The organism is Limobrevibacterium gyesilva (assembly GCF_025989185.1).
Classification (GTDB): Bacteria; Pseudomonadota; Alphaproteobacteria; order Acetobacterales; family Acetobacteraceae; genus Limobrevibacterium; species Limobrevibacterium gyesilva.
Genome location: NZ_JAPDNT010000058.1, coordinates 1 through 11,235, shown reverse-complemented (window position 1 = coordinate 11,235; position 11,235 = coordinate 1). Strand labels below are relative to the sequence as shown.

Below are 11,235 nucleotides of genomic sequence, written 5' to 3'. Positions count from 1 at the left end.
TCACCGCCAGCAGCTTCGGGCGCGCCGCCCCGGCGGCCTCGGCCGCCTGCCGGGCGGCGGCGACCATGGCGGCGCCGCCGGCGGCGTGCAGCGTCAGCAGGCGCGGGGCCAGCGGCAGGATGGCCCGCACGGCGCCGGCCACGGTGTTGGGGATGTCGTGCAGCTTCAGGTCGAGGAACACCGGGCGGCCGCCCAGCGCCCGCACCCCATCGGCGCCATTGGCCAGGAAGAACTCCAGGCCCAGCTTGATCATGCCGCAATGCGCGCCGGCGGCGTCGGCCCAGCGCCGCGCCTGCGCCGGGTCGGTGGTGTCCAATGCGGCGATCAGCCCGGTGCGGCGGCTCATGACGGCGGCGGCAAAGCGGGGCCGGCCATGTCCGGAGTCGCCATGCCGGGACGCAACGGCCGGTCCAGCCGCGCCTTCAGCTCCTGCACCTGCGCCTCCAGCAGGCGGGCCGCGTATTCCGCCCGGCGGGCGCGGCGGCGGGCGCCGATGGCGCTGACCCACAGCATCAGCCCGCCCAGCAGGAACGCCACCCCCATCGCCATCAGCACAGTCAGCGACAGCGGCGCCTCCAGCGCGAAATCCGTGGGCCACAGGCCGATATGGACGATCTGCGGATTCGACAGTGCGAACAGCACCAGCAGCAGCAGCAACGGAGCGGCGATCAGCACCCGCATGTCAGGCCGCGACGACCTCGCCGCGCGCGGCCTTGCCCTTGTTCACCCGCTCGCGCAGCTCCTTGCCGGCCTTGAAGAACGGCACCGCCTTCTCGTCCACCGGAACCGCCTCGCCGGTGCGCGGGTTGCGCCCGGTGCGGGCATCGCGCTTCTTCACGGTGAAGGCGCCGAATCCGCGCAGTTCCACCCGCTCGCCGCGCGACAAGGCCGCGGTGATCTCGTTGAAAATGGTCGCGACGATCAGCTCCACGTCGCGGCTCAGCAGATGCGGATTCGCGGCCGACAACTCTGCGATCAGCTCAGACTTGGTCATGACCCATCTCCCCCGCCCCCGCACTCAATCGCGGGATATCGAAGGCTGCCAGACAGCCCACGCGCCGTCAAGCCTAAGTCCTTGAGACAGAACAGTTTTCAGGAATGTGCTCAGAAGCCCCTCGGCGCTGTCGCCCAGTAGCCGCTGACGCAGCCCGCCGATCCTGACATCGCGCACCGGCAGCGCTTCCGGCACGCCTTTGGCGCGCGCCAGCCACGACCGCGCCTCGGCCTCGCCGCCGATGGCGTCGACCAGGCCCAGCTTCATCGCCTGTCGGCCGGTATAGGCCCGGCCATCGGCCAGCTCGCGCACCCGGGCGAGGTCCATCTGCCGGCCATCGGCGACCATGGTGACGAACTGGTCGTACATGTCCATGACCAGCTCCTGCAGCACCGCACGGCCCTGCTCGGTCATCGGCCGGGTAAAGCTGGGCTCGTCCTTCAGCGGGCCGGACTTGATGGTCTCGTCGGTGATGCCCAGCATGCGCAGCAGACCGGAGATCTCGCCGGTCGGCAGCAGCACGCCGATCGATCCCGTCAGCGTCGCCTCGCGCGCGTAGATGCGCGCCGCGGGCAGCGCGATCATGTAGCCGGCCGAGGCGGCGGTGCCGCCCATCACGGCGACCACCGGCTTCTTCTTCGCCACCTTGGCGATGGCGTCGTGCAGCGCCTCGCCGCCGGCCACCGAGCCGCCCGGGCTGTCGATCGAGACAATCAGCGCCTTGGCGCTGCTGTCGTCGCCCAGCGCGGTCACCGCCTCGGTCAGCTTGCGCTGCTCGGTGATCACGCCGGTGACGCTCAGCCGCGCCACATGGTCACGCGCGATCGGCACGGCGTTGCGGCCGAACAGCGCCAGGGCGCAGGCGGCCACGGCCAGCACCGCCAGCACACGCCAAAACAACAGGCGGCGCTTGAGGCGCCGCCTGTCCATCAGCAGGTCCGTCTCCAGGCTCATCGCGCGAAGACCCTTACTGCATCAGCGCCCCGTCCGATCAGCTCTCGGACTGGGCCTGCTGGTTCCGACGGCGGATGGCCGCCCCCAGGATGTCGCCCAGCGACGCGCCGCTGTCGGAGGTGCCGAACTCGGCGATCGCCTGCTTGTCCTCTTCCATCTCCTTGCCCTTGATGGTGAGCGACAGCTTGCGCGAGGCGCGGTCGACGGCGACGATCTTCGCATCGACCTTCTCGCCCACGGCGAAGCGGTCGGGGCGCTGGTCGGACTTGTCGCGCGCCAGCTCGGCCCGGCGGATGAAGCCGGTCAGCACGTCGTCGACCTTCACCTCGATGCCGTTGGACTGCACCGCGGTCACCACGCAGGTGACGATGTCGCCCTTGTGGACGCGGTCCAGCACGCTCGCGGCCGGGTCGTCGGCCAGCTGCTTGATGCCCAGGCTGATGCGCTCTTTGTCGATATCGACGTCGAGCACCTTCGCCTTGACCACCTGGCCCTTCTCGTACTTCGCCATGGCCAGCTCGCCCGGCTCGTCCCAGGACAGGTCGGACATGTGCACCATGCCGTCGATGTCCGCGGTCAGGCCGATGAACAGGCCGAACTCGGTCATGTTGCGGATCTCGCCCTCGACCACCGAGCCGATCGGATGCTCGTCGACGAACTGCTCCCACGGGTTGCGCTGCACCTGCTTCAGGCCCAGCGAGATGCGGCGCTTGGAGCTGTCGACGTCCAGCACCATCACCTCGACCTCCTGGCTGGTCGCGACGATCTTGCCCGGATGGACGTTCTTCTTCGTCCACGACATCTCGGAGACGTGCACCAGGCCCTCGACCCCCGGCTCCAGCTCCACGAAGGCGCCGTAGTCGGTGATGTTGGTGACGCGGCCGGAGAACTTGGCGCCCGGCGGATACTTCGCCGCCACACCCTCCCACGGATCGGCCTCGAGCTGCTTCATGCCGAGGCTGATGCGCTGGGTCTCGCTGTTGAAGCGGATGACCTGCACCTTCACCTGCTGGCCGATCTGCAGGGCCTCGCTGGGGTGGTTGATGCGGCGCCAAGCGATGTCGGTGACGTGCAGCAGGCCGTCGACGCCGCCCAGGTCCACGAAGGCGCCGTAGTCGGTGATGTTCTTCACCACGCCGTCGAGGATCATGCCTTCCTTCAGGCCCTGGATCAGCTCGCTGCGCTGCTCGGCGCGGGTCTCTTCCAGCACGGCCCGGCGGGAGACGACGATGTTGCCGCGCGCGCGGTCCATCTTCAGGATCTGGAACGGCTGCGGCTGGCCCATCAGCGGGCCGACGTCGCGCACCGGGCGGATGTCCACCTGGCTGCCGGGCAGGAACGCCACGGCGCCGCCGAGATCGACGGTGAAGCCGCCCTTCACGCGCCCGTAGATGGTGCCGTTCACGCGCTGGTTGGCCTCGAACGCCTTCTCCAGGTTGGTCCAGGCTTCCTCGCGCCGCGCCTTCTCGCGCGACAGCACGATGGAGCCGTCACGGTCTTCGTAGCGCTCGACATACAGTTCGATATGGTCGCCGGGCTTCACCTCCGGCGTGGCGCCGGGCGGGCCGAATTCCTTCAGCGCGACACGGCCTTCGCTTTTCAGTCCGACATCGACGATCGCGAATTCGTCGGTGAGCCGGATCACCCGGCCAGTAACGACGGATCCGTCGAAGCCGCTGTCGCGGCCGAGGGTCTCGTCGAGGAGGGAGGCGAAGTCTTCTTCCCGGTTAAGGGTCGCCGTGGCGCTTGATGCCATAGGGTTGGTTTCGTCCTTGGGGCGGCGGAGGACAGGCTTGCTGGCAAGGCCCGCTTCGTCGCAACAATTGCGCGCGTCCATGGGCGCACGACTTGCCCGCGCAGGGCTGCGCAGGCCGAGTTGATGATAATGTCCGAGAGCGGGGAAAGCGTCCCCGACCGATCGGGCGGACAGCCCTCATGGCTGTTCGTGGGGGAGACAGATAAGCGCAGTTGCGCCGGAGTCAAGGCAAACTGTCGCTAACCCGCACCGATCAGGCGGGCTGGGCCAGCTTCGCTTGCAGCAATTCCAGTGCCTTGGCGAACACCGCATCGGCATCCAGCGCCGTCGTGTCCAGTTCGATGGCATCCGCCGCCGGCTTCAGCGGCGCCGCCGCGCGGGCCTGGTCCAGCGCGTCGCGCGTCCGCACGTCCTCGGTCACCGTGGCCAGGTCGGCAGGCACGCCCTTGGCCTGCAGTTCCAGCCAGCGCCGCCGTCCGCGCGCCTCCACGCTCGCGGTCACGAACAATTTGGCCGGCGCCTGCGGGAAGATCACCGTGCCGATGTCGCGGCCATCGAGAACCGCGCCGTGCGCCGTGCCGAAGCCGCGCTGGAAGTCCAGCAGCGCCGCCCGCACGCCGGGGATGGCCGCCACCCGGCTGGCCGCCTCGTCCGCCTGCGGGCCGCGCAGGTCGGTGCGATCGAGATCCTCCGCGCGCAACGCCCGCGCCGCCGCCTCGGCCACCGCGGCATCCCCAGGGTCCCCGCCCGCGTCCAGCACCCGCCGCCCCACGGCCCGGTACAGCAGCCCGGTATCGAGGAAAGGCAGCCCGAAATGGGCGGCCAGCCGGCGCGCCAGCGTGCCCTTCCCGGCCGCGGCCGGACCGTCGATGGCGATGATGAGCGGGGCCGCGCGCACGCCGGTCATGCCGCGCGCAACGCCGGTGCCGCGATCAACCCGTTCATCAGCGCGACGAAGCCGGGGAAGCTGGTGTCGATGAAGCTGGCATCGTCCACGCCCACCGGCGTCTCGGTCGCCAGGCCGAGCACCAGCGCGCTCATCGCCAGGCGGTGGTCCATATAGGTCTTTACCACCGCCCCTCCGGCCGGCGGCTTGCCGCTGCCATGCACCACCAGGTCGTCGCCGACGATCTCCGCCTTCACGCCGTTCTCGGTCAGCAGCGCCGCCGTGGCGGCCAGGCGGTCGCTCTCCTTCACCCGCAGCTCCTTCAGGCCGAGCATGCGCGTGGTGCCGCTGGCGCAGGCCGCCGCCACCGCCAGCACCGGGTATTCGTCGATCATGCTCGGCGCACGATCCCACGGTACCTCCACCCCGCGCAGCGGGCCGTGCCGCACCACCAGGTCGCCCACCGGCTCGCCGCCCTCCATCCGCTCGTTCTCCACGGTCAGGTCGGCGCCCATCTCCCGCAGCGTCGTGAACAGCCCGCAGCGCAGCGGATTGAGGCCCAGCCCCTCGATGCGCAGGCGTGAGCCCGGCACCAGCAGCGCGGCCACGACCGGGAACGCGGCCGAGGACGGGTCGCCCGGCACCGCCACATCGGCCGCCCGCAGATGCGGCTGGCCCTGCAGCGAGATCACGCGCACGCGGCCGGCCTCCTCCACCGTCACCGCGGCGCCGAAATGGCGCAGCATGTTCTCGCTGTGGTCGCGGGTGGCCTCCGGCTCCTCGATGCGGGTGATCCCCGGCGCATTGAGCCCGCACAGCAGCAGCGCCGACTTCACCTGCGCCGACGGCACCGGCACGCGGTATTCCAGCGGCAACGCGTCCCGCGCGCCTTCGATCGCCAGCGGCAGCCTTCCGCCCTCGCGCGTCAGGAACCGCGCGCCGCACATGGCGAGCGGATCGGTGACCCGGCGCATCGGCCGCCGCCGCAGGCTGGCGTCGCCGGTCATCACGCTGAAGAAAGGATGGCTCGCCAGGATGCCCGCCAGCAGCCGCGCGGCGGTGCCGGAATTGCCCATGTCCAGCACGTCCGCGGGCTCGGTCAGCCCGCCCACGCCGCGGCCGGACACGCGCCAGGCGCCGGGCGCGTCCTGCACCACCTCGGCCCCCAGCACGCGCATCGCCGCCGCGGTGCGCAGCACGTCCTCGCCTTCCAGCAGGCCGCTGATGCGCGTCTCGCCGACGGCGAGCGCGCCGAACATCAAAGCACGGTGACTGATCGACTTGTCGCCGGGCATCCGCAGCGTTCCGTTGAGGGGCGAGGCCGGCCGTGCGGCGATGAGCGGCTTGATATCGTGGGTCTGCATGATGCGGGCCGCTTAGCACGGGATTCCGCCATTGACCACGCAGGGTTTGACATGTGGGCGCGGCGGTGGCATGGGGCGCGCCCTCCGGCCAATACCTGGATCCAGGGCGGCCTACCCCTCGCGAGGCGATCGATGGCGAAGCCCGAACTCGGCACCAAACGCGTCTGTGTCTCCTGCGGAGCACGGTTCTACGATCTGGCCAAGCAGCCGGCCCTGTGCCCGAAATGCGGCACCGAGCAGCCGGCCGAGCAGCCGCGCATGCGCCGCGCCGCCGGCAACGTCGCCGACGAGAAGCGCCGCGCCAAGGCCGCCCCCGTCCCCGGACTCGAAGACGCCGACGTCGAGGTCGAGGTGACCGAGGAAGAGGTCGAGGAGGATGTGCTGGAAGACACCTCCGACCTCGAAGACGGCGCCGACGCGATGGTGGAAGTCGAGACCGAGAGCGGCGAAGAAGAGAGATAAGCAAGGCGCAGGCTGCGTCTTTGCCGGGGGCCAGGGGTGAGAACCCCTGGCCTTCGTTATTTCAGCCCCCGGCCCTTGCCAATGACCGCCGCCCCGAACTTCGACCGCAGCGCGTCGATCGCCGCCTGCGCCGCCACCCGGCGCGGCGCCTCGGGATCGGCAAGATCCGGCTGGTCGGCCAGATGGCCGGGCAGCAGCGGCGCGGCGCCGATGCCGATCAGCCGATAGGCGGTCCCGTCCGTCTCGCGCGCCAGCAGGCCGCGTGCCGCCTCGAACAGCAGGTCGGGCAGCCGCGTCGGGCTGGCGAGGCGCTGGGCGCGCGTGCGGATGGCGAAGGCGCTGGTCTTCAGCTTCAGCACCACGCCGCCGGCGCAGAAATCCTCTTTCTTCAGCCGCCCCGCCAGCTTCTCCGCCAGCCGCCAGAGCGGCCGCTCCAGCTCCTCGGCGCGAGAGAGGTCCACGTCGAACGTGGTCTCGGCGCTGATCGACTTGGTCTCCCGCTCCGGGTTCACCCGCCGGTCGTCCTCGCCGCGGGCGCGGCGCACCAGAGCGGGCCCGTCGTCGCCCAGCCGGCGGCGCGCTTCGCGCTCGTCCAGCCCCTGCAGGTGGGCGAGCCTGGTGATCCCCTGCGCCTGCAGCCTGTTCGCCAGCTTCGGCCCGACACCCGGCAGCAGCCGCACCGGCTCGGGGGCCAGGATTTCGCGCGCCTCGGCCCCGATCACGCAGAAGCCGCGCGGCTTGTCGCGCCCGGCCGCGATCTTCGCCATCAGCCGGTTGCGCGCCAGCCCGATCGATACGGTGACGCCCACCTGCGCCTCCACTTCGCGGGCGAAGCGGGCCAGCACGACGGCCGGCGGGGCGCCATGCAGCGCCGCGGTGCCGGCCAGGTCCAGCACCGCCTCGTCGATCGACAGCGGCTGCACCAGCGGCGTCAGCCGGCCCATCAGCGCGCGGACCTGGTGCGACGCCTCGACGTATTTGCTGAAATCCGGGCGGATCACCACCGCGTCGGGGCAGGCCTGCAGCGCCTTGAACATCGGCATGGCGCTGCGCACACCGTAGATGCGCGCGACATAGCACGCCGCCGTCACCACCCCGCGCACCCCGCCGCCCACGATCACCGGCCGGGCCGCAAGCTCCGGCCGGTCGCGCTTCTCGACGCTGGCGTAGAACGCATCGCAGTCCACATGGGCGATATGCAGTGTGAACAGCTCCGCGTGCCGGACGATCCGGCGGCTGCCGCAGGCAGGGCAGACCGGGCCCTCGCCCGGGTCCGCACCGCAATCGCGGCAGAGTGCGGCCATCAGCCGGGCGGCGGCGGCCACAGCCAGGCCGCCCCCCGCACCCCCGACGAGTCGCCGTGCTTGTTCTTCACCACCGGAGTGTGCACGAAATCGGAAAAGACGTGTGGCGCCATCAGCCGGGGCAACTCGGTGTAGAGATGCTCCATGTTGGACAGGCCGCCGCCCAGCACGATCACATGCGGGTCGATCAGGTTGACGATCACGGCCAGCCCGCGCGCCATCCGGTCGGCATGGCGGGCCAGCGCCGCCTGGGCCCGCGCATCGCCGGCGGCGGCCCGGGCGGGAATGTGGGTGGCGTCGCGCGCGCCCGGCCCGTCGGTGTCCATCGCGAGCCCCGGGCCGGCGATCAGCGTCTCCAGGCAGTTGCGGTGGCCGCACCAGCATATCCTGCCCGGCAGCTCCTCAGGCGCCGGCCAGGGCAGCGGCGTGTGGCCCCATTCGCCGGCGATATGGTGGCGGCCGCGCAGCAGCTTGCCGTCGAACACGATGCCGCCGCCGCAGCCGGTGCCGATGATCACGCCGAACACGATGGACTGCCCTGCCGCGGCGCCGTCGGCCGCCTCGCTCAGCGCAAAGCAGTTGGCGTCGTTCTCGACCCGCACCTCGCGCCCCAGGGCGGCGGCGATGTCGCGGTCGAAGGGGTGGCCGTTCAGGGCGATGGTGTTGGCGTTCTTCACCAGGCCCGTCGCCGGACTGATCACGCCGGGGATGCCGATGCCGACGCTGCCCGTCCCACCCATCTCCTGTTCGAGCTGGCGCACCAGGTCGGCCATCCCGCCCACGCTGGCATCGTAGCCCGGCGGCGTCGGCACGCGGCGGCGACCGACCACCATGCCGTCTCGGGTCAGCGCTGCGATCTCGGTCTTGGTGCCGCCCAGGTCGATGCCGATGCGGAAGTCGTATACTTGCTGCATGCGATCAATCTGCCGGTCGGCGGCCGCTTGCTCAAGCGGTGCGACAGGGAACAGGATGGCGGGGAACAGGATTATGCCATGAGCGAAACGCTGCTGGATGTGAAGGGCATGAACTGCCCGCTGCCCGTGCTGCGGGCCAACCGGGCGCTGCGCTCGCTCGCCGCCGGCGAGCGCCTGCGCGTGCTGGCGACGGACCGTGCCGCCGTCGCCGACTTCCAGGCCTTCTGCCGCGAGACCGGCCACGCCCTGCTCGCCTTCAGCGAGGATGGCGGCGTGTTCAGCTTCCTGATCCGCAAGAAGGAAGGATAGGGGGAACCGCCGTGTCCGTGGCCCTGATCACCCATCCGGCCTGCCTGGAGCACGATACCGGCCCCTGGCACCCGGAATGCGCCGACCGTCTGCGCTATGTGCTGCGGGCGCTGGAGGGCGAGGAATTCCTGCCGCTGATCCGCGAGCACGCTCCCGAGGCGACGGTGGAGCAGCTCACCCGCGTGCATCCGGCCGAGTACGTCCACGCGATCCTGGATATCCGCCCCGAACCGGGCGAGCACGTGCCGCTGGATGCCGACACGCTGATGAGCGCCGGGTCGCGCGAGGCGGCGTTGCGCGCGGCCGGCGGGGCGGTGCTGGGGGTGGACGCGGTGATGGAGGGCTGGGCCCGCGCGGCCTTCGTCGCCACGCGCCCGCCCGGCCACCATGCCGAACGCAGCCGGCCGATGGGCTTCTGCCTGTTCTCCAACGCCGCCGTCGCCGCCCGCCACGCCCAGGCGCGCTGGGGGCTGGGCCGCGTCGCCGTGGTCGATTTCGACGTGCATCACGGCAACGGCACCCAGGCCATCTTCGCCGGGGACCCGACGCTGTTCTACGGATCGAGCCACCAGTACCCCTGCTATCCCGGCACCGGCGCCGAGGCGGATCGGGGGGTGGCGGACAATATCGTCAACGCCGCCCTGCCCCCGGGTTCCACCGGAGCCGTGTTCCGCACGGCGTGGGAGGAAAAGATCCTGCCGGCGCTCGATCGATTCGCGCCGGAGCTGCTGATCGTCTCGGCCGGATTCGACGCCCATAAGGCCGATCCGCTGGCCCAGCTTCGCCTGGACACCGCCGATTTCGGCTGGATCACGCGCAAACTGTTGGAATTGGCTGAAACTCGTTGCAAAGGACGGCTGGTTTCGGTGCTCGAGGGCGGATACGACCTCGACGCCCTGGCGGCGTCGGCCGCCTTGCATGTGCGCACCCTGTTGCAAGCTTGACACAGTGCGTGCGTTTTCAGGGTTGGCGCGCCGCTTCCAAGCCGCTATCGACCGCCGCTTGGCGTTACAGATACAGGATACGGAGGTTGCAGCGCATGTCTGGCGCCCGCTCATCGACATCTTCGGTTACAAAAGACCCTGGCCAGAAGCCGCCGGCCGAGCCGGACGTGGCGTCGCTGTCCTTCGAGGACGCGCTCGCCGAGCTGGAAAAGATCGTCCGCAGCCTGGAAGGCGGCCAGCAGAAGCTGGAGGACGCCATCACCGCCTATGAGCGCGGGGCGAAGCTGCGCCAGCACTGCGAAGCGAAGCTGGCCGAGGCGGAACAGCGAGTGCAGGCGATCGTCGCCGCCGCCGACGGCGCATTGTCGCTGCGGCCGTCCGAATGAGCAGCCGCATGTCCCCGGATCTCGCCGCCTCTGAATCCCTCTCCTCCGCGATGGCGCGGATCGCAGCCGAGGTCGAGTCGGCGCTGGAGGTGCTGCTGCCGGCGCCGGAGGGCGGGGAAGCGCGGCTGCTGGCGGCGATGCGCTACGCCACGCTGGGCGGCGGCAAGCGGCTGCGGGCGTTCCTGGTGATGCAGAGCGCCGGGCTGTTCGGGGTGGACCCGGGCTGCGCCGCGCGGGTGGCGGCGTCGGTGGAGATGCTGCACGCCTATTCGCTGGTGCATGACGACCTGCCGGCGATGGACGACGACGACCTGCGCCGGGGCAAGCCCAGCACCCACAAGGCGTTCGACGAGGCCACCGCGATCCTGGCCGGGGACGCGCTGCAGACCCGCGCCTTCGAGGTGCTGGCCGAGCCGGATACCCACTCCAACCCGGAGGCGCGCTGCGAGCTGGTGGCCGCACTCGCACATGCCGCCGGCGCGCGCGGCATGTGCGGCGGCCAGATGATCGACATGCTGGCCGAGGGACGCGAGTTGACGGCCGACGAGATCGCCCGGCTGCAGGCGCTGAAAACCGGCCGGCTGATCCAATATAGCGCGGAGGCCGGGGCGATCCTGGGCCGGGCGCCGGCGCATCAGCGCCATCTTCTGGCCGCCTATGGGCGCGACCTCGGGGCGGCGTTCCAGATCGCCGACGACCTGCTGGATGCGGTGGGCACGACCGAGGAGACCGGCAAGACCGCCGGCAAGGACGCCGCCGCCGGCAAGGCGACGCTGGTGTCGGTGCTGGGCGTGGAGCGGGCGCGGAGGCAGGCGGCGATGCTGGCGGAGCAGGCGGCCGGGCATGTGGAGAGTTTTGGTGAGTCGGCGGCGCTGCTGCGGCAGCTGGTCGCCTATGTGGTATCCCGGCGCAGCTAGGCGCCCGATGTGTCCCTTGGGGTCATCCAAATGAACGCACCCATC

General features: G+C 70.8%; 14 protein-coding genes. 5 read left to right on the top strand and 9 right to left on the bottom strand.

Annotated elements, in window-relative coordinates; translation table 11 throughout:
* The 7 genes from OL599_RS25335 to aroA all read right to left on the bottom strand — a co-directional run.
* Positions 1-346, bottom strand: a 346-nt coding sequence (locus tag OL599_RS25335; protein WP_264716844.1) for an orotidine 5'-phosphate decarboxylase / HUMPS family protein, incomplete at its 3' end; no start/stop codon positions are given.
* Positions 343-681, bottom strand: a complete 339-nt coding sequence (locus OL599_RS25330) for a LapA family protein (protein WP_264716843.1) — start codon at positions 679-681, stop codon at positions 343-345. The genes OL599_RS25330 and OL599_RS25335, both read right to left, overlap by 4 nt.
* 1 nt (position 682) lies before the next feature.
* Complete coding sequence (locus tag OL599_RS25325; RefSeq protein ID WP_264716842.1) at positions 683-994, bottom strand: integration host factor subunit beta; 312 nt, start codon at positions 992-994, stop codon at positions 683-685.
* Between the two features lie 24 nt (positions 995-1,018).
* The gene (gene sppA / locus OL599_RS25320; RefSeq protein WP_264716841.1) at positions 1,019-1,948 is read right to left on the bottom strand and encodes a signal peptide peptidase SppA; all 930 of its coding nucleotides are present in this window, start codon (positions 1,946-1,948) and stop codon (positions 1,019-1,021) included.
* Between the two features lie 37 nt (positions 1,949-1,985).
* Complete coding sequence (rpsA, locus tag OL599_RS25315) at positions 1,986-3,704, bottom strand: 30S ribosomal protein S1 (protein ID WP_264716840.1); 1,719 nt, start codon at positions 3,702-3,704, stop codon at positions 1,986-1,988.
* A 253-nt stretch (positions 3,705-3,957) separates the two neighbouring features.
* Positions 3,958-4,611, bottom strand: a complete 654-nt coding sequence (gene cmk / locus OL599_RS25310; protein WP_264716839.1) for a (d)CMP kinase — start codon at positions 4,609-4,611, stop codon at positions 3,958-3,960.
* Positions 4,608-5,954, bottom strand: coding sequence for a 3-phosphoshikimate 1-carboxyvinyltransferase (gene aroA / locus OL599_RS25305; RefSeq protein ID WP_264716838.1), 1,347 nt, complete (start codon positions 5,952-5,954; stop codon positions 4,608-4,610). The genes cmk and aroA overlap by 4 nt, the downstream gene beginning before the upstream one ends.
* A 132-nt stretch (positions 5,955-6,086) precedes the next feature.
* Between aroA and OL599_RS25300 the strand changes: the two genes are divergently transcribed.
* Complete coding sequence (locus tag OL599_RS25300; protein WP_264716837.1) at positions 6,087-6,416, top strand: TIGR02300 family protein; 330 nt, start codon at positions 6,087-6,089, stop codon at positions 6,414-6,416.
* Positions 6,417-6,472: 56 nt separating this feature from the next.
* On the opposite strand, the gene OL599_RS25295 is transcribed toward OL599_RS25300, so the two are convergent.
* The gene (locus OL599_RS25295) at positions 6,473-7,741 is read right to left on the bottom strand and encodes a DNA polymerase IV (RefSeq protein ID WP_456306726.1); all 1,269 of its coding nucleotides are present in this window, start codon (positions 7,739-7,741) and stop codon (positions 6,473-6,475) included.
* Complete coding sequence (locus OL599_RS25290) at positions 7,720-8,634, bottom strand: ROK family protein (RefSeq protein WP_264716836.1); 915 nt, start codon at positions 8,632-8,634, stop codon at positions 7,720-7,722. Before OL599_RS25290 ends, OL599_RS25295 begins: the two co-directional genes overlap by 22 nt.
* Before the next feature lie 78 nt (positions 8,635-8,712).
* Here OL599_RS25290 and OL599_RS25285 point away from each other — a divergent pair, with 78 nt between their 5' ends.
* The 4 genes from OL599_RS25285 (at position 8,713) to OL599_RS25270 (ending at position 11,190) form a co-directional block, all read left to right on the top strand.
* The gene (locus OL599_RS25285) at positions 8,713-8,943 is read left to right on the top strand and encodes a sulfurtransferase TusA family protein (protein ID WP_264716835.1); all 231 of its coding nucleotides are present in this window, start codon (positions 8,713-8,715) and stop codon (positions 8,941-8,943) included.
* An 11-nt stretch (positions 8,944-8,954) separates the two neighbouring features.
* The gene (locus OL599_RS25280; RefSeq protein WP_264716833.1) at positions 8,955-9,887 is read left to right on the top strand and encodes a histone deacetylase family protein; all 933 of its coding nucleotides are present in this window, start codon (positions 8,955-8,957) and stop codon (positions 9,885-9,887) included.
* Between the two features lie 95 nt (positions 9,888-9,982).
* Positions 9,983-10,273 carry an exodeoxyribonuclease VII small subunit gene (locus tag OL599_RS25275; protein ID WP_264716831.1) on the top strand — a complete coding sequence of 97 codons (291 nt, stop codon included), beginning with the start codon at positions 9,983-9,985 and terminating at the stop codon, positions 10,271-10,273.
* Between the two features lie 8 nt (positions 10,274-10,281).
* Complete coding sequence (locus OL599_RS25270; protein ID WP_264716829.1) at positions 10,282-11,190, top strand: polyprenyl synthetase family protein; 909 nt, start codon at positions 10,282-10,284, stop codon at positions 11,188-11,190.
* Positions 11,191-11,235: the final 45 nt, after the last annotated feature.